This is a genomic window from Pseudodesulfovibrio profundus (genome assembly GCF_900217235.1).
Taxonomy (GTDB): Bacteria; Desulfobacterota; Desulfovibrionia; order Desulfovibrionales; family Desulfovibrionaceae; genus Pseudodesulfovibrio; species Pseudodesulfovibrio profundus.
Genome location: NZ_LT907975.1, coordinates 3,568,211 through 3,592,648, shown reverse-complemented (window position 1 = coordinate 3,592,648; position 24,438 = coordinate 3,568,211). Strand labels below are relative to the sequence as shown.

The window sequence follows — 24,438 nt, the reverse complement described above, 5'->3', positions numbered from 1 at the left end:
TGGATCAATTTGACGTACTTTTATTCCACTGCGAATAACAGGAGAGGTCGGTATGCCGGGACGCCATGTACTATCATTGATTTCGTTACTCATTGTTTTGGTCCTTTCAGGATGTGGTGAACCTGACCCCATTCGCATAGGACTTGTTGGACAATTTTCCGGCAGGCAATCCGAAATCGGTGTCTCGGTTCGTAACGGCGTGCAATTGCATTTGGACCAGATAAATCGCGCCGGCGGAATTAATGGACGCCCCCTGCAGCTTGTGGTGCAGGACAACAAAGGCGACCAGACTGAGTGCTCCCGAATCCTCGAAGGGATGATCAATGACGGCATCAAGATAATCATCGGCCCCATGTTCAGCCAGATGGCTGAAGTTGCGACCAAAGTCACCCAAGGCAAAGATGTCCTCCTGCTGTCGCCCACCATGAGTACGGATTATCTGACAGGTAAGGATGACAATATTCTCCGCACCAGTGCGACGACCAACCAACAGGGACATTTCCTCGCCGAAAAAGCCCTGGATGACGGCATGCGCTCCATAGCCGTAGTATACGATTTAAACAATCGCAAATATACGGAATTTCTATACAAATCATTCAGAGAAACCCTTGAACCGCATGGAGTCACTTTCCCGGTCGTGTTGACGATTCAAAAATCCGACTCCACGCCCATGCTTCCCCTGGCCCGTATAATATTCGATGCCAACCCAGACGGCGTGCTCATGTGTCTGGCGGCACTGGACGCAGCCAATTTAAGTCAGCAGTTGCGAAAAATCGGTGGCTCGATGCAATTCTACGGAGTCAGTTGGTCTCAGACCACCGACCTTATTCAGCACGGCGGCAGAGCGGTTGAGGACATGGTCCTCGTGGCCACCAGAAAATATGGCGTGATATCTCCTGAACTGGCACGGTTCAACGCCGATTACATCGCCCGCTACAAGATCAAGCCATCCTTTGCGGCCATTCGCGGGTATGATGCATTCTCTCTCTTGGCAACAGGTCTTGAGAAAGCAAAAGAACCTACGCCGTCAGTAGTGAAACGCGCTATCTTAAGCCTCCATGAATTTTATGGAATCTCCAACCGGATGGAGTTGGATGAATACGGCGACGTGAAGTCGGGCTACTTCCTGGTGAGGGTTAGTGGAGGGATATTTGTCGACGAATAAGCCAATCACGGAACGCCCCACGAGATTGAAGGTACGTTTTTACCGAAACATCACCTTTGCTCTTGCCGTTCCTCTCATATTCATGTCGCTGCTGACATCAATGACTGCATATAAAAATGCAGGCAAGCAAGCTGTTGAAAACAGCCTTCGCGTTTCCTTTCTCTTTTCCAACTCCATCACATCAGACATGCATGAAGCGGAGCTCCGCTTAAAATACCTCACCGAACTTCTCGATAATGATGGAATCGAAAATGACAAGATGCAACGACTGATAGATGAAATACGCTTCAGTCAAAACGGCATTCTCGATATCCGGATTCTCGACCTCAACGGGATCGTGACCATGGCTTCCCCTTCGGTTGAGGATGTGATCGGCATGGACATGTCCTACACATCCCTTTACGAAGCCACGGTCGAGACCGACAACACCATCTGGTCGCATGCTTTCATCTCGCCTGAAACCGGTATTCCCGTGGCTTCCATTGCCACAACATTTCGCAATGGCGTCATCGTCGCCAACTATGACTTCACTTCACTGCGCAAGACAATCGTGGATATGGCCGATCTGCAGGGAATGGAAGTCACTGTGCTCGATAGCGCCGGAACAGTTCTTGCGCATTCCGATCCCAGCCGCGCCATGCGCCGAGAATGGAACCGCCGAAGCCAACTTTACACAACCCTCAGCAAGCAGAAAAAGCACTTCAACACCATAGAAATAGACAATACGCAGTATCTCGTTACAGCCACGGCCATCTCAGAGACAGGCTGGACACTCATCGTCAAACAACCCACCGAGGCGATCTATGCGCCGGTCGTTCGCCTGACAGCGCTCTATGTCGTGTGTTCGCTGATTTTCATTATTCTGGGGATTCTGCTCTCCTACCGTTTTACCCAATGGATTTTTGAATACCTGCAACGCCTGCTGGTCAATATCAAAAGCGTCGCCGAAGGGAACTATGACTACGACCCGGAAGACACCCGTTTCACTGAATTGGCCGAAGTAGGCACGCATTTCACCAGAATGTTTCAGGAAACGCAGAAACGCGAAGAGCAGATAGCAGACCTCAACCAGCAATTGCAGCTTCGATTATCGCAGGCCGAATCGGCCAACAAGGCCAAGAACGAATTCCTTGCCAATATGAGCCACGAACTCAGAACCCCATTGAACGGGGCTTTGGGGATGCTGCAACTCCTGCAGGAATGCAATCTCAACAAAGAACAGGAAGAGTATACTGTTACGGCCATCAACTCCTGCAAGAACCTGACGACACTCGTCAACGATCTACTGGACTTGTCCCGTATCGAGGCGGGAAAGATGAAGGTCATCAGCGAGCCGTTCTCGCTGCATGCGCTGTGCTGCTCTCTCAACGATATTTTCATGTTGCCCCTCAAAGAAAAGGGACTGCGGTTTTCTCTGCACCTCGACAAACGAATCCCCCAATGGCAACGGGGAGATCAGATCAGGCTGAAGCAGGTTCTGCTGAATCTTGTCGGCAACGCCATCAAATTCACGGATCGCGGTTCTGTTTCCGTTGAGGTCTACCCTCTCCCAGCCATTCATGAAGACACATACCGCGCCTTATTCATGGTTTCAGATACCGGTATTGGACTCCACGCATCGGAAATCGATACCATTTTCGAGCCATTCACTCAGGCAGACGGCTCCTACACACGCTCCACAGGCGGCGCCGGTCTGGGATTGAGCATCGTCAAACGTCTGGTGACTCTGATGAACGGCAATGTCGCCATAGACAGTACTCCGGGAGAAGGGACAACCGTCTTTTTCTGCACGACTTTCGGTAAGCCACCGACTCCACCGAAGGAAAGAACACTTAAGGAAGCACCGGAGCAGTTGCTGACCCGAAACCTGCACATACTCGTTGCCGAAGATGAACAGGTGAACAGGCGCATGATCACGGCATTGCTGAACAAACATGACATACAGGTGACTGCGGTCCAAAACGGGAAAGAAGCCCTTGATGCGCTGGAGAAGGACCATTTCGACATCGTGCTCATGGATATCCAGATGCCGGTCATGGATGGCGTGACTGCCATGCAAGCCATTCGTGAAAGCGGCCAGGAATATTCGTCGATGCCCATTGTAGCGCTGACTGCCCATGCCATGTCAGGCGACAGGGAGCTGTTCCTTGAACAGGGATTTGACGGATACATAGCCAAGCCCATCGACGTGCAGGACCTGCTGAACACCATCCGCGAAAACATCTAGATTTCCACTTGGTGGGGGGATCCTATTCCGACTCCAACTGCCCGCTCCAAAACTTGCAACTTGCAGAAAAGAGGTCTCCGCGATAGGGACAGGACATCAAGGGGATTTCATGGGACATATAGAACTCATCACCATTGCCATTGCCCTCGCCATGGACGCCTTCGCTGTCTCAATCGCAACGGGGGTAGCACTCAAATCCGTCAGTCCGAGACAGATATTTCGGCTTTCCTGGCATTTCGGCCTTTTCCAGGCCCTGATGCCCATTCTCGGTTGGTATATGGGTGGCGCCATCCGCACGTACATAGAGAGTTATGCACACTGGATAGCCTTTGCCCTGCTTGGGTACATCGGCATAAAAATGATCAAGGAAGCCTTTGAGGAAGACGATGGCTCCAGGGGCGATCCGACCAAGGGCATGAGCCTGGTCATTTTGTCGGTAGCAACCAGCATCGACGCGCTGGCAGTGGGTCTGAGCCTTTCCATGCTCGGTATATCGGTATGGTGGCCCGCTTTCGTCATCGGCATCGTGGCCCTGGTTTTCACCATCGTGGGCCTGCAACTGGGCAAGCGTGCTGCGCAGGCTCAAAGTATCGGCAAGTATGCCGAGCTGTTGGGCGGCACCGTGCTGATTCTCATCGGAATCAAGATTCTATGGGAACACTGGACGCCGGGCGTCTAGATTCCTGAATGAATGCTCTCGCAAGCCCTGCGGCCGAAACCGCAGGGCTTTTTCCGTGTCTTTCGGCACGAAGACGTGAGATCGATTACCAACCCTTGTGTGAAAGGATTTCCTCGACCTTGTCCACCGTCTTCTTCTCCACGATGACCATCTTCTTGGCCTGAGCCTTTTTGATTTTCTCGGTCAGTGAATCGATGTCGGCGGGCTTTTCCATGAAGTCCATGGCACCGAGCTTCATCGCTTCGATGCCGGCCTCAAGGGTAGCCTGACCGGAAAGCAGGATAACCTGGGCTTCCGGGTGGCTTTGTTTGATGACCTTCAACAGATCGATGCCGTTCATGTCAGGCATCTGAAGGTCCAGTACGATGGCGTCGTAGTCATTGTCGTCCAGGGCCTGAACAGCCAGTTCGGCGGAGGAAGCCGAGTTGACGTCCATGCCGCGGATTTCCAAACGCTCGGATAAAGAGCTCAAGAATTCCACTTCGTCGTCAATGAGCAGTATTTTTTCAGCCATTGTAATTCTCCTGATGGTACATGTTACACAGAACCCCGAGCTGCTGGGAGTAACAGCTCGCAGGTGCTGTTTGCCTCGTCCTTGCTGAGGCTGGCATTCATTGCCTGCGCCAGGGACGAGAACGAGTCTAGGGTTACCGACGGAGCATCCTTTCCAGGTATGGAAAGGGAGAACGATGCGCCGTCATCCACAGGTTTCACACCGATAGCCAAGGTATCCCCGGCCGACATGGTTTCCAGAGTAGCTGCTATTGAGGAGTGTAGCAGCCGTAACAGGTCGAAGGGGTTGGCTGACTGGGAGACCGGCTCGCAGACACCGGTTGTCAGCCTGACCTGCTTCATGTCGGCAAGGCGGGATGTAAGGGCCACGACAAGCCCGAGGGTTTCCACGAGGTCGACCTCGCGGACAGGCTCGTCCGTGGAATGCGCAAAGGCATTCATGTTCTTCACGATACGATCACCGCGTTGAACCTGCCCCTGTATGGCATTAGCCGCCTTTCTCAACCGCTCGGGCTGGATAGGCATGCCACGCTCGGCCATACGGGTGAAATCTTCGATCAATCCCGATGCTTCGTTGATAACAGCGAAGACGTTCTTGATCTCATGGGAAACGGACGCGCTGACGCGCCCGAAAAATTGGAGACCTTCGTGCTGTGTTGACATTTTTTCGTCCATGATACCGCCCTGGTTATCCGGTCACTTCGTGAATCTTTTCCAACAGCTTTTCCAGATCTATCGGCTTGATGAGGTAGTTGCAGCCAGCCGCACACCCTGCCTTGAAATCCGACTCGGACCCATGCCCGGACAGGAAAATGAAATGCATGTTCGGGTGCGCTCCGGAGAGCTTTTCCTGCAATTCCAATCCGCTGATTTTGGGCATCTTCATGTCGAGCACAGCCACGGCATACTCATTTTCCGCAGCCATGCGCATGGCGTCTTCGCCATTGTCCGTCCAGTCCGCATCAATGCCTCGAAACGACAGCCGCTCCGCCATGGCGGAAACCAGCTCCACTTCATCATCGACCAACAATATCTTCATCACTACTTTGCCTCTTTCGATGCTTCGATGGGCATCGTTATGGTAAACACCGACCCGCGGCCAACCTCGCTTTCAACAAACATGGAGCCGCCCAACTCCTGAACAAGGCCGTAGGTGATGGACAGTCCCAATCCGGTACCGCCGTTTCGCTTCTTGGTGGAAAAAAACGGATCAAAAATCCGCTTGATGTCACCGGACGGAATGCCGCAACCATCGTCCGCCACCGTGAATACCAGTGTGTTTTTCTCCCCGGTCTTCGCCGCTATGTGCAGCTCGCCGCCATCATTCATGGCCTGGAATGCATTGTTGACCAGATTGAGGAAAATTTGCTGTAACTTGCCCCGATCAGAAATGAATTCAGGCAGGTTGGCCGGAATATCCATCACAATGCTGATGGAGCGATACTCGGCTTCCTTTCGCAGAAAATCGATGACTTCCTCGGCCAGTCCCTTGAACTGAATGGAGTCCTTTTCCACATCGATATGACGGGCAAAGCTGAGCAGACGTTTGGTAATCTTGCCACACCGGCTGACCGAATCGATGATGGAGCGAATATTGGACAACAGCCGCTCGTCGTGGGCGTACTCCTGCTTGTAGGTAAACAGGTCGTTGATAAGCCCCGCCTTTTCATTGATGATCGCCAGCGGGTTGTTGATTTCGTGCGCCACACCAGCGGCCAGCCGCCCAATGGACGCCATTCGGTTGGTATGCTCCATCCGGTGCAGTGTTCGGGCACGGGTCTGGTCGGCAATGTAAATCTTGTTGACCATGTAGGTAGCCACACCAACGATAACGATGAGGATGATGGCAACACTGGTCGCCAGTATCCACAGCAGTTCCATGCGTATGGTCTGCAAAGGCTTCATGAGGTCTTCGAGATTCTTGACCACCATCACGATGAATGGCGTTCCCCGAACATAGGCGTAACCGACATAATAGCGGGTATTGTCCGGCCCCAGCACCACGCGCACACTGGTCTTTTCGGAAAACTCAGGTATGGGCAGGTCCACCTGGGCCAGCAGTTCGCCATGCTGCTTGGACGGTGTCTGAATCATCCCGTCCTGATCCACGATGAAGGCATCACCATCACCGGGAAGATCAATGGATGACAGGATGGCGTTGAACTGTTCGGTGTCGAGAGTAGCCCGCAACACATACGCCTTGCCTGATGGCTCATCCACCACCTTGTGCGCGATGACCAGATGCGGCTCATCACGGAATCCACGAAAAACATGACTGACATACTCACCCTGTTGCAGGGCGCGCTCGAACCATTGCTGCTGGCTGTAGTCCAGCCCGAGCAGGTCGTAGGGACCGGCATAGGCAATCTGGCTACCCTTGGCATCGATCAGCCCGAGATCCACGAGGCCGCCAAAGCTGCTTTGCATGGATTTGAGCGTCATCTCCAGGGATTCCTGTTGTCGCAGATTTTGCACACCCTGCTGGAACGCGAGGAATTCAAGCGCCTGCTGCCGCTCCTGCAGGAAAAACGCCACGGTACGACGCGTATTGGACGTCGTGCGTGCTGTCCGTAGGAGGTTTTCCGATTCCATGGAATGCCGGGTGACGTTGTAGTCGATAAACGCCATGACGCAGAGCGGGACGAGCGCCACCACAGCCAACAGCGCGATGGCGAACCGCCAGATACGACGGTAATTGAACAGGGATTTCCCCGGTCCCATGCTGGCGTCCGTGTCCCAGAACTGCGGTCTGATCTTTTCGAGTATCGACATCCCGTCACCCGGCCTTTAGTACCTACTTGCCAGCCTGAACTTTTTCGTTGGCTGCCTTGAGCGTTTCGCTCAACACTTCGATATCCACCGGCTTGTGCAGGTAGGCGAAAGCGCCCAGTTCCATGCACACTTCACGATCCTTTTCAGAACCATGACCGGTGAGAATGATCACCTGCACCTCGGGGTGCTCGCTCTTGACGCGACGGAGCACTTCAATACCGTCGATACCGGGCATCTTCAGATCGAGAATCATGACTTCCGGTTCATCGTCCTTCACGAGGTTGAGCGCGGACTCACCATCATACACGACTGCGGAACCCATGTCGCGCATCATCAGTCGCTCAGACAGGGTCTGAACAAACTCGCGCTCGTCATCAACCAGCAAGACCTTGGACGGCACATCGAAGTCCATCTTGCGATAGATATCGGTCTGATGGAATCCTTCGCCAACAACGGTGTTCACCTTTTCAACGCCCTCGATGGGACCGACGATATCGGCCAGCTCACGCTCAAGACGTTCCAGCATGAGCACATGCTTGTTGATAGTCAGGGTCACTTCGTTGCCGTTGACGTGGACAGCCACGTTGTGTCCTTCGGCCGCGAGTACGGTTTCTACCTTGGCTGCCAGGCTGAAATCACAGACCTTGGCTTTCGAGGCGTCAGTCACCTGCACGGCTTCATTGGACAACTGCTCGACGATAAGATCGGCACTCCGCTCCACGCCGGTGGCACCGACCGGCACCACGAGATCATACAACTTGGCAGACCAGGGATCCTTTTCGCCGCGAAGGGTTTCGACCCAGGCGGCACGATCCTCATCGTCCTTGTGGATGAGTTTGATAGCATGTTTCTCGGCGTAACCTTCGGATCGCTCGGCAATAGCGAGGCGATTCTTCATTTCGGAAATCAGGCACACCTTGAGCACATGGTCGATATTCGGCGAAGGCAGCTGGGAAGCAAAACCGGAGAACAGCAGCTTGTCGCTGTCCAGCAGTTTGTTCGCCATGGCCAGTCTGAGCCATGCCACCGCACGCTCTTTTTCATGGCTGAATGTGTTGAAGACGGATGTCTTTGCCTGAAAGGCGCGGGCAATTTTGTCTTCGGACATCCCTGACAGCTTGGCTGCCTCTGCCACGATTTCCTGATCCGGTACGAGCCGGTAGCCAGTGGCGTCAACGACGCGCTTAACCACGACCCCTGCTTCGGAGAACAGGCCATTGAATATGGTGATTACAGACATTGTAACTCCTTCTTGGTTCCGTTAGGCAAGACGACAAACGGTTGTCAGCGGGCAGTTTTCTTCCTGACCGTCCGCATGCGCACTCTCATGGGTGGCGCAGATGGCGTTTTCCATGGTCGGGTAAACGTGATCCTTGCCGATCTTTTCCAGCAAGTGGGTACGTTCAAGAACGGCCATTACCGATTCGTTAACACCGCACATGGATATATCCAAGTTCGCAGCACGAACCCGATCAACTATCAGCGACAGGGCTTCCTCGCCCGACGCATCCATATCGTTGATTCCATTTGCCACGATAATGATGTGACGCAGCTTGTCGTTGTTCATCATGCGATCAGTGATCTGATCTTCCAGAAAACTGGCATTGGCAAAGAACAGCGGGCCATCAAAGCGGACCAGCGCAATGTGCTGGCACTCATGAAGACCGTGCACCGTAGCATCGCGCAATGCTTCATCATCTGAACGAGACAATGTCGCTACCTTGGGTCGCATGGACTTGTACAGGAAGACTGCCAAGGAAAGTGCAACACCCACCATGATACCCTTGTCCAGGTGAGGCGCAAAGGCCAGGGTGCAGATAAAGGACAGGATGGAGATGGCACCGTCATACCACTGGGCCTTCCACGCATGGATGAAACCGGAGGCGTTGACCAGCCCGATGACCGCCATCATGATGACTGCGGCAAGAACGGCCTGGGGAAGATGGTACAGCAGCGGGGTGAAAAAGAGCAGGGCAATGACAACGGTCAACGAAGTGAAGACCGAAGACATGCCGGAAACAGCCCCGGCCTGCAGGTTGACCGCTGAACGGGAAAATGAACCGGAAGCCGGATAGGACTTGCCACAGGCACCGAGAATATTACTCAGTCCCTGACCAATCAGTTCCTGGTTCGGATCAAGACGCTGACCGGTTTTTGCGGCCATGGCCTTGGCAATGGAAATAGCCTCCATGAACCCGAGCAGGGAGATGATTGCCGCAAACGGCAACAGGTGCAGCAGGATTTTAAAGTCGATCACAGGAATGGAAATGGACGGGATGCCCGAAGGAACCGTACCGACGACTGCACCGCCACCCATCATTTTCAGATCAGCGGTATCCAGCTTGGTGTTCCCGACTTTCAGACGCCAGGTTCGACCATCGGCCTGCATTCCGGCGGGTACGGAGCCTTCCGGATAAAAGGCCATGGCTCCACCGGCTTCCTCTACCCCATCAAAAAGAGTGGAACGGAGTTCGGCGCGCATTTCGTGTGCCTGGTGCTTGAGGCGACCGATGCGAACATTGATGACGCTCAGGTCGTGTTCCGCATCAAGGATTCCAACGGCGTCCTTTGCCTGCTTGGCTGCATCCATCTGGGCATTCAAGGCGGTGCGCTCCAGTGACAACTCATCGATCCCGGCAATGGCCGCATTGAACTTGGCAACCGACTCATGCACCTCGGGGGACTGGATGTTATCAATACTCACCTTGGTATCGTGATTGAAGCCCAAGCCCCATGAAAGCGCCGTTGTCACGACAACTGCCACCAGTACATTGGGAATTTTCGGGTTGATCCGCTTGAGCACGATCATGATGGCGAATGCAAGGACACCCATGGCCAGCGTGGGCCAGTGGGTATAATGAAATGCGGATTCGACAACGCGCATGATGGTTTCGTAGTGGTGTTCGGCCTTGTCTACGTAAACGCCGAACATCTTAGAGAGCTGGGAGGATGCGATGATGATGGCTGCGGCATTGGTGAAGCCGTTGACCACCGGGTGAGAGAGAAAATTGACCACCAGCCCGAGCTTGAGCACACCGAGCATGAATTGGAACACACCGACCATCAGAGCCAGCAAAATGGCGTATGCGATATATCCTTCGCTACCGGCTGTTGCCAGCGGCTCCAGAGATGCAGCAGTCATCAGGGAGACAACAGCCACGGGCCCGGTTGCCAGTTGTCGGCTCGAACCGAACAGCGCAGCAATAAGCGGGGGGAGAAAGGATGCGTACAAGCCGTAGTAGGCGGGCATGCCTGCCAACTGAGCGTACGCCATGGATTGGGGGATGAGCACAAGGGCAACAGTCAGCCCTGCGATGGCGTCGGCCCGAAGCGCCGCCGTGTTGTACCCCTTGAACCAGTCAATGAATGGGAATATTTTAGTAAGCATTCAACCTCTTCCTCTATGGAGCCTGCAACATTCTACGGCAGGTGTGCATCAGCTCATTGAACAGTGCGCCCGCATCGTACAAGTTGTAGTTTTTAAATCGAACCAAACCATCAACCATGGTAAATAAAATGAGGGCCGACTTCCGGGGGTGAATGTCAGAATTGATGGACCCGTCCTCCTGCCCGGTGACGATAGCTTTTTCAAAGATATCGACGAGGCAGTTGTAAATCGCTTCCAGATTTTCCCTGAACTCCGGATTGGTCTCGGAGAAGCGGTAGAGAAAATGCCTGTGAAGCAACAGGAACTTGTCTTCCATCAAACCGGCCAGGTAGAGATAAAACGAAATGACCTCCTCCGCCATTTCTAGCCCCGAGTTGAACGGTCTGTTCTCAAAAAACCGCTCGAACTGGTCCAGTATCTCGTCCCTGGTCTTTTGGAGGATCGCCAGCAGCAAGCCTTCCTTGCTTTTGAAGTGATAGAAGATTGTCCCTTCCGCCGCTCCGGTGAGTTGGGCCAGTTCCTGACCCGACGTGTCCGCAAACCCCTTATTTGCAAACAGAACCGTAGCAACTCTGAGTATGGCATCCTTCTTCTTCATTGTGGCAAATCCATCCTTTCCCGAAAACCGAGTAACCACTCAGTTTCGAGATTTGTAAACGCTAATTGGTTTTAATGTCAAAAAAAACGGCAAAACTGAGTGTACACTCAGTTTTGCCGTCAAGCAACCTCGAATCATTGTAATTCTTCTTGTCGACTCATAGGAGCCGGAAAACTTTTTTCACTTTTTTTTGGCCGTAGACAGCCCTTACACGGCGATTACTCTTCTTTTTGAATAGCAGAACAAATCCGGAAGGCGGCACAAGCTGCACCAAAGCCATTATCGATGTTGACCACCGAGATACCGCTTGCACAGGAGGTCAGCATCCCCAGCAATGCAGCGACCCCTTGAAAGCTCGCGCCGTATCCTACTGATGTGGGGACGGCTATGACCGGCTGTTCCACCAGCCCGCCGACAACACTGGCAAGCGCCCCTTCCATACCGGCAATGACGATAAGCACGGAAGCCGACCGAATGCGCTCCATCCTGTCAAAGAGGCGATGGATTCCGGCCACTCCGACATCGGACATGACAAACGAGCGGCAGCCCAGCATATCGCAGGACACACGCGCCTCTTCAGCTATGGGCAAATCCGAGGTCCCGGCGGTAATGATACCGACCTCACCGGGCAGATACGTGATGTCATTTCTGACAAGGGTCAGGGTACGGGCCAGCGGTTCATAGTTCACGTCAGGAATACGACCGGCAACATGGGCGGCAGTCGCTTCGGGAACCCGTGTGGCAAGGACATTCCCTGTCTGGCCCATGCTCTCGAAGATATCCCCCACCTGCTCCGCGGTCTTGCCTTCCCCATAAATGACTTCAGGGAACCCGTTACGCAGGGCGCGGTGTGAATCGACCACGGTATGGCCGAGGTCTTCAAAGGGCAGATAGCGAAAACGATCCATGGCTTTATCCAAATCCATGGAACCGTCCTGCACCGCTTGCAGAATTTCTTTCAATGTATCGTTGCCGTGCATGTTTGGTCCTTGAGGCGTTACCGTGTGTTGACTTCAGATGGTTGTACTATTCATCAAATCCACACGGGACACAACCCCGACCAGCCTAGGCACAGCCTTGGTAGCCAAGATCAGGAAGGCTTCTTTTCCTGCAATTCAGGGCGACTCAGAACTTCCAGCACATACTCACCCAGGTGCTGTGCAGCGTTGATGAAGCTCAGAACCTGGAACAGGCGGCGGGCCTTGAATCGCTCGGTCACGCCCTGACGGCGAATCTCGATGAAGCGGGTTTCGATGGCCTGAACCGCTTTGGTCAGTCGTTTCGTGTCATGGGGCTTTCCCTGACCAAGACTGCGAAGGGCTTCGTTCGTGGCATGAGCCAGTTCGTTGAGTTCTGGCGCGAGGATGATGTCGAAGCCAACCCCGTCCACCTCATTGAGCAGAATAGGCATGGCCTGCATGCGCTCCAGCACCGAGTTGAGCACACTGACCTGAAGGGAAAGCATATCCACGTCTTCCCTGAAGAACTTGCGCTCCGTGGCATAGACCTTGTGGTACATTTCCTTGTTTTTGTGCACTTCAGTCGCCAATTCCTGGAAAAGTGCAGGGTCTGCTTTTTTCTGACGGGACACAAAGTTGCCCATGAGCAGCGCATAGTGATCGGCCAACTGGTCATATTGTGAACGGAGCCTGTCCCGAAGGGCAGCAGCAGCACGATTGGGCCAGACCAGCACCGAGACAATGAACGCGCACATGACGCCGATACCGATTTCCGCAACCCGCAGCAGCGTGAAGTGGATGCGACCGTCCTGCCCGAGACTGGTGATATAGACGATGGCAACAGTGATGGCCGCCATGCGGAACCGGGTATTGTATCGCGTCAGGTACGCACAGATTCCGGTGGAAATAAAAATGCCGAGCAACGTATACAACGGTGTCGGCGGAAACGTGAGGATAGCCATGATACCTATGCCCGCACCAATGGCGGTGCCGGTAAATCGATACAGGCACATATCGATGGAGTCCGCCACATGGACCTGCATCACGATGACCGTGGTGATCACCGCCCAGAACGCGTACGGCAACTGGAGCTGACTGGAAAGAAAGTAGGCCAGCACACTGGCAAGCCCCACCTTGATTCCGTGCCTCGTATGCCCGCTTGAGGTGTGTGTTCGGAAAAAGTTCGATACGCTCATGAGTTTCATCCTGTTGGAAGCCGATCCGCCCTGCGCCTACCGGTGCAGAAGGGGCCTTTCTCACATCGCTTACGCCGGGTCAAGCACGAGACTGTCATCCTTTGCCGCCCGGAATAGATCCGTCACACCACTATACCTATCCTTTCTCCTGAATGAAACGCTCCATGCGCTTGAGCTTTTCCCGCAGCGTTTTTCGGTTAATACCGAGTATCTCCGCCGCACGGGTCTTGTTGTCCTGGGTCATGGTCAACACGTTGGAAATATGCTCGAACTCCACCTCTGCCAGAGAGCGATTGACGCTGCCCTCCTTGGCAAGACTGAAACGCATGGTTTCGGGAAGATCGGTCGGCACGATGGGATCGTGATCCACGATAACCACCAGACGCTGGATCAGATTTTCCAACTCTCGAACATTGCCCGGCCATGCGTGATTGCGAAGCGTCTTCAACGTATCGTCGTTGAGGGTCGGCGGTGTCCGGTGCATGGCCCGCGAGAATTTGGTCAGAAAATGGTTGATGAGTGCCAGGATATCATCACCGCGCTCGGCAAGGGACGGCACCGGGATATCCACGACATTCATACGGTAGTATAAATCCTCGCGAAACGATCCTTCGTCCACCATACCCTTGAGATCTTTGTGCGTGGCGGCCAGAATACGACAATCAACCGTATTCACTCGACTGGAGCCAACCTTGCAGTATTCCTTGGATTGTATGACCCGCAGCAACTTGGCTTGCATGTTCGGGCTGGCATCACCTATTTCATCGAGAAAAATCGATCCGCCATGGGCAATCTCGAAGAAACCTGCCCGCCCTTCCTTGGCTCCGGTGAATGCGCCTTTCACATGACCGAACAGTTCGCTTTCCACGAGACTGTCGGGAATGGCCGTACAATTGACCGGAACAAAAGGCGCACCACGTCGATCGCTGTTGTAGTGGACAGCGCGTGCAACCAGTTCCTTACCCGTACCGGAGTCTCCGGAAATCAGTACATTGGCATCCGTGCCAGCGGCCTTGCCAATACGGCTGAAGACCTTCTGCATGGCCGGAGACTCACCTATGATGCCAAAATTATCGGGAGGCGTGTCCGGCGAACTGAGCACCCTGCGGCGTTGACGACGCTCCATGATGCGGCCAACAGCAGATAACAGTTCCTCGGTGGTGAACGGCTTGGCCAGATACTCTCCGGCTCCATCCTTTATGGCTTCAACAGCACCCGGAATGGACGGGTAGCCGGTTATCATCATTATTTCGATTTCAGGATAATTGGCACGGATATGTTTTATCAGCTCCAGGCCGGAGGTCTTGGGCATGCGATAATCCGTGATGACCAGATCGATTTCCAGCTCTTCCAGCAACGGCAAAGCCTCTTCCACCCGTTCGCAGGTGTAGACCTCATACCCTTCTGGTTGCAGGTTTCGCTTCAAGACCTCAAGGGTGGATTTGCTGTCATCGACCGCCAGAATCCGTGTATTGCTCATTACTCAACCTCCGTACAACAATTGGGACAGGGGAATACAACTTCAACTCGCGTCCCCACACCCGGTGTACTCTCTACCTGGATAAAACCGCCGTGTGCTTTGACAATGCCGTGGACCACGGAAAGTCCCAATCCGGTTCCCTTGTCCACGTCCTTGGTGGTGTAAAATGGTGCGAAAATCTGCTTGAGCACTTCTTCTTCCATGCCCGGCCCGGTGTCTTCCACGATCAGGTACGCATCACTTTTATGACAGATGGTACTGACCCGGAGCGTTCCCCCCTTGCCCATTGCCTGGATAGCATTGGCAACCAGATTGACCACCACCTGCTTGATATGCTGGGGATCAGCGGAAATTTTGGACATGGAGGCATCGTAGTTGCGTATGATCTCCACACCGCTTCGCTTGGCACCGGATTCGGTAATGGCGAGCGCCTGTTCCAGTACCTCGTTGAGGTTCACGGAGATGAGCTGCGGCGGGAGTTGTCGTCCGAAAAACATGAGCTTGCGGATAATCTCGCGAGCATGGAGGGATGATTCCACAATGGAATGCAGGTCGCTCATCACCTGCTCCGGCAGATCATTGGTCTGCAACGCCAGTTCAGCAAACCCGAGAATATTGGCCAGCGGTTCGTTGATTTCATGGGCGACACCAGCCGAGAACTGACCGATCTTTGCCAGTCGATCAGCTTGACGCAGTTGCGATTCAAGTTCCTGCTTGGCCTGACGGGTTTCCTTTTTGGCGACCATGACCGACACCTGTTGTGCTGCCGTGCGCAACAAATCCCGCTCGTCTTCGATGAATGCCGGACGCTTGGAGGGACGCTGGGCACACACGGAAATGACGCCGCGTTTCTCTTTGTGGACAATAACCGGCTCGGACAGCCGGAAATCCGTTTCCCGGTAGCCCTCGGAGGTCCAGACACTCCGGTCGATTTCCAATTGAATATGTGAACGTGAGGGATGTTGGAATGCGGTGGGCAAAAGATCAACCACCTGCTGCAACAGGACTTCCAGGTCCTGCCCCATATCGGTCATGATCTGGCTGATCTTGAACAGGCAGCTCAACTCCTTGTTGCGTTCCATCAGTGCGAAACGCTCGCGGAGCAACCCATTCTCGCGCAACATGTGGTCGGTAACATCCTGCCCGACGCACAGAATAGAAATAATTTCTCCATCGGAATCAGCCAGCGGCTTCAGATTCCAATTGATGTAGACGAGGTCGCCATCCCTGTCAGTAATCACCCCGGCCATGGCGGAAACACCGTGGTCGTGCGCTCTTTCCAGCACTGCAGTACGGGCGGCCTCTCGTTCATCTTCCGGGATGAACGTTTCGAACCAGTCAGCCCCGGCCAACTCCTGCATGGAGTAGCCTGTCAGCATCTCAAGCTCTGAATTGCCGTGCACCACACGGCCATCGAGATTGAGCGTCACCACAATGCCGTGGCTGAGCTGCATGACTGTTTCGTAATAATTTTGCAGATTCATCGTATCACCCCCACTACCCATGAATATATGGATTTTAGCGCTGAGTAAACACTTTCCGGGGCGAAACGCCCCACCCCTTTAGGTGGGTACGGCCCGGTCCTCCGAGGACAACCGGGCCGCACTTTGCTTGGGGGTATGATGTAATACTATCTACTATTAATGACTCAACCTGAGGCCCCATCCTTCGAAGACGAAGAGGATGGCGAAGCCGTACCACAGGGTGTAGAAGACATAGAATGCCAGGGAGAAGATAACCAACCCGACATTGTCCATGATGCTGGTAGGTTCAACACCGAAGTAGTTGTACGCAGCTTCTACAGCCTTGCCCTGAACAGTACCGGTGACCTTGGCAGCGGCAAACGCTTCCTGGTTCTTGAGGCTCTTGTCCATCAGCTTGAGCGAGGTCCACCAGTTGAAGAGCGCACGACGCCCTTCGATACCGTACTTGGACTCCAGTGCAGCAGCATCGTTGTGGTACATGGAGTAGGAATCATCCAGAGCCGCACCGAGCATGGCGCCCAGCGAACCGGATACTTCCAGTTCCTTGCCGGCAACAGATGCAGTGGCGCCAGCGTTGGAGAAGAGCAGCGCGGACTGCGCAGCTTCGGCCTCGGTTGCGTAGGTCAGCTTCATGGTGACGTCTTTGTCAGCGAAAGGCTTGGTGTCCTCACGAATGCTTTCTACATAGTTAACAGATCCCTTGGAGATGGAGTTGTACAGGTTGTCCAGGTACTCCATCGAGTTATGCCCGTTGAACATGGGCTGGAACATAAAGAACAGGACTAAGAAGAAACCGACAAGCAGTCCGAAGCCCCCGTAGAATTCTTTCTTATTGTAAATCATCTTACTTTACCTCCTCTCGCTTCAGCGCAGGAATATTCTTCAGGAACGTACCGATGACCCATACGGAGAATCCACCGATAACAATGAAGAACAGCCAGATGCCGATATCGTTTAGTATCGATCCAAAAGCGGGTGAGATGGGAATGACACCCATTTCGCCAAGCTTGCCGGGCAACGCAAAGATACGGTTCATGAAGCCAGCCAGAACGGCCATGGCGTAGAAACCGCGAATGGTGATGCCGGGAACAACCTTGGTTACGAGTGCGCCAATCTGGATACCGAGCAGGGATCCGATGAGCATACCCATGGCCAGGGTGTAGAAGATGAAGCCGTAGATGGCGTACTGGCTGACCGACGCGAAACCAGCGGTAAACACGATCTGGAAGATGTCGGTACCAACGGTGGTCATGGAAGAAACACCGAGAACGTAAACAAAGATCGGGAAGGTCAGGAAGCCACCACCGACACCCATGATACCGGCAGCAAGACCGACCAGAGCACCGGAGAGTACCAGGAAGATCCAGGAGATCTGACGACCACCGGGAACGAGATCCTGGTCAAACTTGACCATGGGCGGGAAGTTGATTGCCTGCAGGTTACGGGACATGGCGCCCAGTTCGGCACCTTCGGTTCCGCCGTGAGCGTCACCGCCGCCACCGGCCTTGCGGGAGCGCAGGAAGTCGATCAGTGCGTAGAAGCCCAGGAAACCGAGCATCAGGGAGTACACCGAGGTAATGAACGCATCACTGAGAACGGGGTTGATCTCGTACAGGATACGGTTAATGAGTCCACCAGCAGTCGCACCGACAACGGCACCGATAAGGAACACGACGGCCAGAGGTACGGATACGTTTCCGAGTTTACGGTGAATGACACTACCCATGATCGCCTTGGCGAAAATATGGAAGAGGTCAGTACCGACAGCCAAAATACCCTTGATACCAGCGGACATCAACGCAGGCGCGATGATGAAACCACCACCGGCGCCGATGCAGCCGGTAATCAGACCTGCACCCATGCCGATGGCAATGGACACAAAGAAGATGCCGACGCTGTAGAAGGCCGGGCTGTACGCCTTTTTGCCTCCGAGCAGATCGGGCAGAACAGGACCGATGTCATCCGCAAAGGCGATGCCACCGATAATGATCGGGATAACCATCAAGGCAATGAGCATCAGCTTTTTTCTGCTGCTGACGATCGACTTGGCGTTGTTGATTTCCCACTGGGCGAGAGCTCCGGCTCCCGCCATCATGAATCTTCCCCATTGATTGAAAAATCGCATGATTTCCTCGCTTCCTCTTGAGTTTGGTTTTTTGCCTGAAACCCTGAGCCTAAGGGGCCCCCTGCTCCAGATTTCGTTTTCTCTGTTTAGCCGCATCCTTGATCTTCTGGACAAGGTCTTCGATCTCGGCCGGTTTCATGAGGTAATCGTATGCCCCCATGGCCAGGCTTGAAAGGACCGTGTCCGTATTGGCAAGGGCCGTCAGCATGATGACCTCTACCTGTGGATGCTGACTTTTGATGCGCCCCAATGTCTTGATCCCGTCCATTCCGGGCATCTTGATGTCGAGTAGTACGACGTCAATCGATGTTTGCTTCAAGACCTTGAGAGCCGATTCCCCACCGTCTGCGGCATGGACGTCCATGCCGCGTCTGGATAGCCGTCGGCCCAGGGACGCGGCAAAATCCATTTCATCATCTATATGCAGAACGTTGATGTCACTCATTGGACACCCACCTTCCACCTGCATGCAGGGTTTTGATAAGCAGCCGCTCGAAATCGATGGGTTTGTGCAGATAGCCGTCAGCGCCGTTGCGCATGCAGATCTCACGGGACTCTTCACACCCGTGACCGGTCAGCATGAGCACCGGCATTTCCGGAGCCATCAGCTTGAACACCTTGAGGATTTCGATCCCGTCCATGCCTTCGAGCTTGAGGTCGACGATGGCGACATCAAACGCCTGCTCTCGAAGGATGCGCACGGCTTCACTTCCGCTTGCTGCAGGCGTGGCATCCACTCCCCGGCGGGACATGCGCTTGCGCAACACGTCAGCGAATCCGATTTCATCATCAACGATAAGCAGTTCGACATTGGACTGGCTATTCATCATCATTCCCCGCTTGCAATCCTAAAGTTACGCCATACGTTGCGTAATGCCTTCGATGCGCTCTTCAATTGCCTCGGTTTCATGTTCCTCCTTGAGGGACACGGCTTCGAGGATTTTCTCGTTGAGCACATCAAAGCTGCATGGCTTCATCAGGTAATCGTATGCACCGTGCTGAATGCCTTCGACGGCAGTGGGTACGGTAGCGTGTCCGGTGAGCATGATTACCTCGACCAGCGGATACGACTCCTTGATCTCCTGCAATACGGTCAGACCATCCTTGTTGGGCATCTTCATATCGAGGACGACCACCTGAATTTCCGGATGCTGTTCCAACTGCTGGAGCGCTGCATCTCCCTCAAAGGCCTTGAATACGACCATGTTGCGCTTTTCAAGACGCTTGGCCATAGTGTCGACAAATCCCATTTCGTCGTCCACGATGAGAACGGTGGCATTAGTCATGGTGTAACTCCTTTGTTGGTTCCTGGATGGGATGCGGCAGGAGCGGCAGTCGGATGGTAAACCGGGTACCGACACCCACCGTGCTGTCTACGTCTATTTCTCCACCCATCTGGTGGATGATGCCGAAGCAGATGGAGAGGCCGAGGCCGCTCCCCTTGCCCACCGGCTTGGTGGTAAAGAAAGGCTCGAAAATTCGGCTGAGGTTGGCTGCCGGAATACCGGGACCGGTATCAGCAATCACCACCTGCGCCTGTCCATCCTGCTCGCTGCACGTCACGGAAAGCGTGCCGCCCTCCGCATCCATGGCCTGGATGGAATTATTGATCAGATTCAGAAATACCTGCTGCAACTCAGTGACCGATGCACGCACCTGCGGCATGTCGTCGTCCAGGTTCAGGGAGAAATCCACCTGGGCGTATCGCGCGGGCTGCATGGAGATATCCACGACCTCACGAATGAGCGGCGGCAATGAAACATCGGTCACGCGGGAATCGGTCTGCCGGGCAAAGCTCAACAATTTGTGGGTGATATCCTTGCAGCGGCGGCCCTGGGTCTGCACCTGCAGAAGCGCACGCTCAATCTCGCCAGCCGACTTGATTTCGCCGGACTCGTCTTCAAGAAGGTCAGAAACCCACCCCGCCTCTTCGATCATGATGGCGACGGGATTATTGATCTCGTGAGCGATACCTGCTGCCAACTCACCGATGGCTGCCAGCTTGCCGGTCTCGACCATCTGCTTGTTCATCATCTCGGCCTCGCGATCGATGATCTGACAGCGAACCACCAGCTTACGGGCAACAAGCAGCGCCATGAGCACGATGCCGATGCCGCCCAGCAGGAAGATGATCAATGTCACGTATTCGGTCCGGGTCATGGCCGAGAAGGCGTCGGAAGCGCGTTGCAGGTAGACCAGCTTCCAGGCACCGTCGTTCAGCGGTGCGGTGACGCTGATGTACAGCTCGCCATCACTGCCGTTGGTCTTGGTAATGGAAACATTGTCCGGGGTCGGATGATTGATGACGCGTTGGGGAGTCAGTACCAGGCCCTTGCCGTAGTTTTCACGGGGGCGGGTCTGGAATACACCTTCATCATTGAGTATGTATGCTGCACCGGTCTCACCGATGCGGATATTTTCGACAAGATGGCTGAAGGCGAGAAAATCGATGGTGGCACGGAGGGTCCACTGCTCGCCGTTATGGAAATTGTTTACCGTAATAATGAAGTGTGGGGACTGGCGAAGACCGAGGAAAACATCACTGATGCCGGCCTTGTGTGAGCGGGAATTCTGGTACCAGTCTGCACCGGAGTAGTCAGCGCCTTGCAGGTTGAAGGGACCGGCGTAGGCAATCTGCCTGCCCTCGGCATTGATCACTCCGAGGTCAACGAAGATACGCCCATACTGCTGCTGCATGCCGCGCAGTATCTCGTCAAGCTTGGTGTCATCAGTTAACTCCTCGTAGGAAAAGGCCTGCTCGAGGTAGTGAACTTCACCAAGCTTTTCTTCAAGGAAGGTGTTGATGTTCTCCTTGTGCTTGTCGACGACCTCGGCAAGGTGCGAATAGACCTTCTCCTTATAGATGGAGCGGAACTGGTCGAAGATGAGGCCACCCACAAGAATAAGCGGCGCAATGGAGACCGTAATCACGGTCAACGCCAGATTGCGCGAAAGCTTATCGTAGGATGACTTCTTTTCAGGATGCATAACAACCTCTCTTCGGCCTACCTTCCCAATGAAGGATACTGCGCCAGTTGGATGCACTTGAGCAAGGCGTGTGCCACGGTCGTGAAAAAAATATCATAAGCCTTCCGCACCGTTTTTCATGATAAATACTTAAATATCAGATGACTACATAAACACCCACTCACAAATCCAATCGAGAGATCAATCCAAAAAAATAACGGCTTGTGCCTTCCAAGGTCCAAAAAATCGCTTTTTTTGGTACATTTCGTACCAGTGGTACAAAGTGTACCACACCTGTGATTTCTGATGATAACCCTGATACCGTGAGGTAATTCACCTTTTTTGATACAGGTGGTACAATTTACCCCACTATTAAGAAAAGCGCAAAAGTACGCCACATTCCAGCACTCAAAAAAACGAGACTTTTTTACCCATTTTTTACTAACTCTTGTTATCATTGATAAAAAAATATAACTCAACGAAACATAAAAAATGGCGTACCTGTGCATGAACACAACTTCTTACAGAGTGATCAAGAATACAGCATGAAAAAAGACTCCACCGCACCGATCCGGGTTCTGCTTGTCGATGACGAAACAGCATTCAGCACGCCGCTGGCGAAACGACTGACAAGGCGTGGCATGGATGTGTCCACCGCCGAAGACGGAACCGACGCCTTTGCCATGCTTGAGACCGGACAGATAGATGTTGTTGTATTGGACCTGCTCATGCCCGGGATCAATGGGATGCAGGTTCTGAAGGTCATAAAAAAGCAATTCAGTGAGGTGCAGGTCATCATACTGACCGGGAACGGACGGATGTCCGACGGACTGAAGGCCCTTGCCGCCGGAGCGTACAATTTTCTCTTCAAGCCGGTGGAGATTGACGTGCTGGCTAAACTCATCGAAGAAGCGGCGGCATCGGCTCAGACAAAAAAACCGACCAAATAGTGAAGCTACTATTCTCAGCCCGAGAATACGTTACCGTTCCAAGCGAGAGCCCTTTTCAGGCACAAAAAAGCCCCGTCATCCATTGGATGACGGGGCCATTCATTGGCTTACGGCCAATAATGTAGTGCAGCTACTTGGCGTACTCGCTCAGTGCGTTACACAACTGATCGGTGCAGGAAGTGTCTTTTTTGCCGCAGGTGATCCCTTTGAGCTTGGCAATCACTTCCCCAACTTCCATTCCTTCCAGCAGACGGGAAATCGCTTTGAGGTTACCATCGCAACCGCCGACGAAATCCAGATTGGAAACCTTGCCTTCCTCAACTGAAAACCGGATCATTTTTGCGCAGACATTTTCCGTTTTATACGTGCTGCCTGCATCAAGTATTACATCTATGGGACCATCCATAGGGGCCAAAGGCGTGAGTTCGGTCAAATTGTCCATGTTCAATCCAACGGGTTTGAGTTCTCTTCATCCAAAAGTGGGCATGCGCCCTTCCGACAAGCCGGACAAACATATAGAGCATAGTAAAAGTTCGCAAGCAGGATAATAGTACTCTGTTCCATGCCCGACTGGTTATGGTCTATGATCAGTAAAAGTGATAGGTTCCGACGATGCCCATCGCTCCATTTACCCAGAAGGTCATCGACACAATCCTTTCGATTCCCAAAGGTCGCGTCACCTCGTACGGCGCTGTGGCTGCTTTGGCAGGCAGTCCTCGTGCCGCACGGCAGGTCGTGCGCATCCTGCACTCCTCGTCACGCAAACACGGGCTGCCCTGGCATCGGGTGGTCAACAAGCAAGGCCGGATATCACTGGCCCAACATCAAGGTTTTGCGCGGCAGAAGGAACTACTGGAAATGGAGGGAGTCGAGGTCAGCCCCGAGGGGCAGATCGACATGAAACTGTTCGGATGGAGCGGATAGCCGAATTACACCCGACGCACCGATTCACGCTCGACCAGTCGTGGTTCGATACGGATGATCTCGCCTTTGGTCCGCTTAGAGTCGAGTCGATCAATGAGCGTATCAACGGCCATGGCCGCAATACGGCTTTTGGGTTGATGCACGGTGGTCAGCGCCGGAACCGTGTATTGAGAGATGTAGATATCGTCATAGCCAACCAGCGACATATCCTCGGGAACCCGGATTCCCAGTCGGGCGGCCTGACTGATCATCCCCAGAGCCATCATGTCATTGCAGGCAAACACGGCTTCGGGCCGCTCCTGCAATGCCGCCAGCGTTCCCATGGCTTTGACACCGCCCGAGCAATCATAATCGCCTTCGACGATCCATTCCTCACGAACATCAAGCCCGGCCTCTTCCATGGCCTGACGAAACGCGCCCAGTCGCTCCTTTGCCGAACGCCGCTTGAGCGGTCCGGTCACGCATCCGATGCGGGTGTGGCCCATCTCGATGAGATGTCTGGTGGCCAGAGCACCTCCAGCCGGTGAGTTGTCGTAGATGCGATCCACGTTATCGGATTCCGGGCCCCAATCGAAGACCATGATCGGCACACTGCGATCCGCTTCGAGCAGGCTGATGATGTCGTCATTGACCTCGCTGCACAGGAGCAGCAGCCCGTCCACGCGTTTCTCTTCCAGCGCCGACAGATTGGTTTCCATGCGGTGGATGTCGCCTTCGGTATTGGAAAGAAACAACGTGTACCCCCGCTCGTAACAGCGCCGCTCCACCTCGTGGACTATTTCGGCGAAGAACGGATTTCGGCTGGCCGTGACCAGCATGCCGAGGGTGTTGGTGCGTTGCACCTTGAGCGACCTCGCGATGGATGAAGGACGGTAGTTCAACTCGCGTACGGCGTGCAGCACCCGGTCGCACGTTTCCTCACGCACGAATCGGGTTTTGTTCAGCACATGGGACACCGTTGATGTCGACACGCCTGCCAGTTTTGCCACGTCCTTGATAGTTGCCATGATC

Annotated in this window: 24 protein-coding genes; 5 read left to right on the top strand and 19 right to left on the bottom strand. The window is 53.8% G+C overall.

Features of this window, described 5'->3' with window-relative positions:
• Nucleotides 1–52 precede the first annotated feature (52 nt).
• From DPRO_RS16790 to DPRO_RS16780, 3 genes are all read left to right on the top strand, one after another.
• Nucleotides 53–1,165 carry an ABC transporter substrate-binding protein gene (locus tag DPRO_RS16790; RefSeq protein ID WP_097013108.1) on the top strand — a complete coding sequence of 371 codons (1,113 nt, stop codon included), beginning with the start codon at nucleotides 53–55 and terminating at the stop codon, nucleotides 1,163–1,165.
• Nucleotides 1,152–3,392 (top strand): hybrid sensor histidine kinase/response regulator, encoded by a 2,241-nt coding sequence (locus DPRO_RS16785; RefSeq protein WP_097013107.1) that lies wholly within the window; start codon nucleotides 1,152–1,154, stop codon nucleotides 3,390–3,392. Before DPRO_RS16790 ends, DPRO_RS16785 begins: the two co-directional genes overlap by 14 nt.
• A gap of 109 nt (nucleotides 3,393–3,501) precedes the next feature.
• Nucleotides 3,502–4,071, top strand: coding sequence for a manganese efflux pump MntP (locus DPRO_RS16780; protein WP_097013106.1), 570 nt, complete (start codon nucleotides 3,502–3,504; stop codon nucleotides 4,069–4,071).
• An 85-nt stretch (nucleotides 4,072–4,156) separates the two neighbouring features.
• On the opposite strand, the gene DPRO_RS16775 is transcribed toward DPRO_RS16780, so the two are convergent.
• From DPRO_RS16775 to DPRO_RS16695, 17 genes are all read right to left on the bottom strand, one after another.
• A complete protein-coding gene (locus DPRO_RS16775; RefSeq protein WP_097013105.1) occupies nucleotides 4,157–4,585 on the bottom strand; it encodes a response regulator in 429 nt (142 codons plus the stop codon).
• A 23-nt stretch (nucleotides 4,586–4,608) separates the two neighbouring features.
• On the bottom strand, nucleotides 4,609–5,259 hold the full coding sequence (locus tag DPRO_RS16770) for a sensor histidine kinase (protein WP_097013104.1): 651 nt from the start codon (nucleotides 5,257–5,259) through the stop codon (nucleotides 4,609–4,611).
• A 13-nt stretch (nucleotides 5,260–5,272) separates the two neighbouring features.
• On the bottom strand, nucleotides 5,273–5,623 hold the full coding sequence (locus DPRO_RS16765) for a response regulator (RefSeq protein WP_097013103.1): 351 nt from the start codon (nucleotides 5,621–5,623) through the stop codon (nucleotides 5,273–5,275).
• A 2-nt stretch (nucleotides 5,624–5,625) separates the two neighbouring features.
• A complete protein-coding gene (locus tag DPRO_RS16760) occupies nucleotides 5,626–7,356 on the bottom strand; it encodes a sensor histidine kinase (RefSeq protein ID WP_097013102.1) in 1,731 nt (576 codons plus the stop codon).
• 22 nt (nucleotides 7,357–7,378) lie between these two features.
• A complete protein-coding gene (locus tag DPRO_RS16755; RefSeq protein WP_097013101.1) occupies nucleotides 7,379–8,596 on the bottom strand; it encodes a response regulator in 1,218 nt (405 codons plus the stop codon).
• 21 nt (nucleotides 8,597–8,617) lie between these two features.
• Complete coding sequence (locus DPRO_RS16750; RefSeq protein ID WP_097013100.1) at nucleotides 8,618–10,744, bottom strand: SulP family inorganic anion transporter; 2,127 nt, start codon at nucleotides 10,742–10,744, stop codon at nucleotides 8,618–8,620.
• 13 nt (nucleotides 10,745–10,757) lie between these two features.
• A complete protein-coding gene (locus DPRO_RS16745) occupies nucleotides 10,758–11,342 on the bottom strand; it encodes a TetR/AcrR family transcriptional regulator (RefSeq protein ID WP_097013099.1) in 585 nt (194 codons plus the stop codon).
• 218 nt (nucleotides 11,343–11,560) lie between these two features.
• Complete coding sequence (larB, locus tag DPRO_RS16740; protein WP_097013098.1) at nucleotides 11,561–12,322, bottom strand: nickel pincer cofactor biosynthesis protein LarB; 762 nt, start codon at nucleotides 12,320–12,322, stop codon at nucleotides 11,561–11,563.
• 110 nt (nucleotides 12,323–12,432) lie between these two features.
• Nucleotides 12,433–13,497 carry an FUSC family protein gene (locus DPRO_RS16735; protein ID WP_157917535.1) on the bottom strand — a complete coding sequence of 355 codons (1,065 nt, stop codon included), beginning with the start codon at nucleotides 13,495–13,497 and terminating at the stop codon, nucleotides 12,433–12,435.
• Nucleotides 13,498–13,633: 136 nt separating this feature from the next.
• Nucleotides 13,634–14,977, bottom strand: a complete 1,344-nt coding sequence (locus DPRO_RS16730; RefSeq protein WP_097013096.1) for a sigma-54-dependent transcriptional regulator — start codon at nucleotides 14,975–14,977, stop codon at nucleotides 13,634–13,636.
• Entirely contained in the window at nucleotides 14,977–16,461 is a 1,485-nt protein-coding gene (locus DPRO_RS16725; protein WP_097013095.1) for a PAS domain-containing sensor histidine kinase, read from the bottom strand. Before DPRO_RS16725 ends, DPRO_RS16730 begins: the two co-directional genes overlap by 1 nt.
• Nucleotides 16,462–16,617: 156 nt before the next feature.
• Nucleotides 16,618–17,304 carry a hypothetical protein gene (locus tag DPRO_RS16720; protein WP_097013094.1) on the bottom strand — a complete coding sequence of 229 codons (687 nt, stop codon included), beginning with the start codon at nucleotides 17,302–17,304 and terminating at the stop codon, nucleotides 16,618–16,620.
• Between the two features lies 1 nt (nucleotide 17,305).
• On the bottom strand, nucleotides 17,306–18,586 hold the full coding sequence (locus tag DPRO_RS16715) for a sulfite exporter TauE/SafE family protein (protein WP_097013093.1): 1,281 nt from the start codon (nucleotides 18,584–18,586) through the stop codon (nucleotides 17,306–17,308).
• Between the two features lie 49 nt (nucleotides 18,587–18,635).
• Entirely contained in the window at nucleotides 18,636–19,031 is a 396-nt protein-coding gene (locus tag DPRO_RS16710) for a response regulator (RefSeq protein ID WP_097013092.1), read from the bottom strand.
• Entirely contained in the window at nucleotides 19,024–19,419 is a 396-nt protein-coding gene (locus DPRO_RS16705) for a response regulator (RefSeq protein WP_322788575.1), read from the bottom strand. Before DPRO_RS16705 ends, DPRO_RS16710 begins: the two co-directional genes overlap by 8 nt.
• Nucleotides 19,420–19,440: 21 nt before the next feature.
• Nucleotides 19,441–19,872 carry a response regulator gene (locus DPRO_RS16700; protein WP_097013091.1) on the bottom strand — a complete coding sequence of 144 codons (432 nt, stop codon included), beginning with the start codon at nucleotides 19,870–19,872 and terminating at the stop codon, nucleotides 19,441–19,443.
• A complete protein-coding gene (locus tag DPRO_RS16695; protein WP_097013090.1) occupies nucleotides 19,865–21,574 on the bottom strand; it encodes a sensor histidine kinase in 1,710 nt (569 codons plus the stop codon). Before DPRO_RS16695 ends, DPRO_RS16700 begins: the two co-directional genes overlap by 8 nt.
• 524 nt (nucleotides 21,575–22,098) lie before the next feature.
• On the opposite strand from DPRO_RS16695, the gene DPRO_RS16690 reads away from it, so the two are divergent.
• A complete protein-coding gene (locus DPRO_RS16690) occupies nucleotides 22,099–22,503 on the top strand; it encodes a response regulator (RefSeq protein WP_097013089.1) in 405 nt (134 codons plus the stop codon).
• Between the two features lie 130 nt (nucleotides 22,504–22,633).
• On the opposite strand, the gene DPRO_RS16685 is transcribed toward DPRO_RS16690, so the two are convergent.
• Complete coding sequence (locus DPRO_RS16685) at nucleotides 22,634–22,945, bottom strand: TIGR03905 family TSCPD domain-containing protein (RefSeq protein WP_097013088.1); 312 nt, start codon at nucleotides 22,943–22,945, stop codon at nucleotides 22,634–22,636.
• Between the two features lie 170 nt (nucleotides 22,946–23,115).
• Between DPRO_RS16685 and DPRO_RS16680 the strand changes: the two genes are divergently transcribed.
• Nucleotides 23,116–23,427 carry an MGMT family protein gene (locus tag DPRO_RS16680; protein ID WP_097013087.1) on the top strand — a complete coding sequence of 104 codons (312 nt, stop codon included), beginning with the start codon at nucleotides 23,116–23,118 and terminating at the stop codon, nucleotides 23,425–23,427.
• A gap of 5 nt (nucleotides 23,428–23,432) precedes the next feature.
• On the opposite strand, the gene DPRO_RS16675 is transcribed toward DPRO_RS16680, so the two are convergent.
• Nucleotides 23,433–24,434, bottom strand: coding sequence for a substrate-binding domain-containing protein (locus DPRO_RS16675; RefSeq protein WP_097013086.1), 1,002 nt, complete (start codon nucleotides 24,432–24,434; stop codon nucleotides 23,433–23,435).
• Nucleotides 24,435–24,438 lie beyond the last annotated feature (4 nt).

Bases quoted from the DNA above. Each gene is read 5' to 3' on its own strand.
- DPRO_RS16790 (WP_097013108.1), top strand. From the start codon at position 53: ATGCCGGGACGCCATGTACTATCATTGATTTCGTTACTCATTGTTTTG.
- DPRO_RS16780 (WP_097013106.1), top strand. From the start codon at position 3,502: ATGGGACATATAGAACTCATCACCATTGCCATTGCCCTCGCCATGGAC.
- DPRO_RS16775 (WP_097013105.1), bottom strand. From the start codon at position 4,585: ATGGCTGAAAAAATACTGCTCATTGACGACGAAGTGGAATTCTTGAGC.
- DPRO_RS16770 (WP_097013104.1), bottom strand. From the start codon at position 5,259: ATGGACGAAAAAATGTCAACACAGCACGAAGGTCTCCAATTTTTCGGG.
- DPRO_RS16765 (WP_097013103.1), bottom strand. From the start codon at position 5,623: ATGAAGATATTGTTGGTCGATGATGAAGTGGAGCTGGTTTCCGCCATG.
- DPRO_RS16760 (WP_097013102.1), bottom strand. From the start codon at position 7,356: ATGTCGATACTCGAAAAGATCAGACCGCAGTTCTGGGACACGGACGCC.
- DPRO_RS16755 (WP_097013101.1), bottom strand. From the start codon at position 8,596: ATGTCTGTAATCACCATATTCAATGGCCTGTTCTCCGAAGCAGGGGTC.
- DPRO_RS16750 (WP_097013100.1), bottom strand. From the start codon at position 10,744: ATGCTTACTAAAATATTCCCATTCATTGACTGGTTCAAGGGGTACAAC.
- DPRO_RS16745 (WP_097013099.1), bottom strand. From the start codon at position 11,342: ATGAAGAAGAAGGATGCCATACTCAGAGTTGCTACGGTTCTGTTTGCA.
- larB (WP_097013098.1), bottom strand. From the start codon at position 12,322: ATGCACGGCAACGATACATTGAAAGAAATTCTGCAAGCGGTGCAGGAC.
- DPRO_RS16735 (WP_157917535.1), bottom strand. From the start codon at position 13,497: ATGAGCGTATCGAACTTTTTCCGAACACACACCTCAAGCGGGCATACG.
- DPRO_RS16730 (WP_097013096.1), bottom strand. From the start codon at position 14,977: ATGAGCAATACACGGATTCTGGCGGTCGATGACAGCAAATCCACCCTT.
- DPRO_RS16725 (WP_097013095.1), bottom strand. From the start codon at position 16,461: ATGAATCTGCAAAATTATTACGAAACAGTCATGCAGCTCAGCCACGGC.
- DPRO_RS16720 (WP_097013094.1), bottom strand. From the start codon at position 17,304: ATGATTTACAATAAGAAAGAATTCTACGGGGGCTTCGGACTGCTTGTC.
- DPRO_RS16715 (WP_097013093.1), bottom strand. From the start codon at position 18,586: ATGCGATTTTTCAATCAATGGGGAAGATTCATGATGGCGGGAGCCGGA.
- DPRO_RS16710 (WP_097013092.1), bottom strand. From the start codon at position 19,031: ATGAGTGACATCAACGTTCTGCATATAGATGATGAAATGGATTTTGCC.
- DPRO_RS16705 (WP_322788575.1), bottom strand. From the start codon at position 19,419: ATGATGATGAATAGCCAGTCCAATGTCGAACTGCTTATCGTTGATGAT.
- DPRO_RS16700 (WP_097013091.1), bottom strand. From the start codon at position 19,872: ATGACTAATGCCACCGTTCTCATCGTGGACGACGAAATGGGATTTGTC.
- DPRO_RS16695 (WP_097013090.1), bottom strand. From the start codon at position 21,574: ATGCATCCTGAAAAGAAGTCATCCTACGATAAGCTTTCGCGCAATCTG.
- DPRO_RS16690 (WP_097013089.1), top strand. From the start codon at position 22,099: ATGAAAAAAGACTCCACCGCACCGATCCGGGTTCTGCTTGTCGATGAC.
- DPRO_RS16685 (WP_097013088.1), bottom strand. From the start codon at position 22,945: ATGGACAATTTGACCGAACTCACGCCTTTGGCCCCTATGGATGGTCCC.
- DPRO_RS16680 (WP_097013087.1), top strand. From the start codon at position 23,116: ATGCCCATCGCTCCATTTACCCAGAAGGTCATCGACACAATCCTTTCG.
- DPRO_RS16675 (WP_097013086.1), bottom strand. From the start codon at position 24,434: ATGGCAACTATCAAGGACGTGGCAAAACTGGCAGGCGTGTCGACATCA.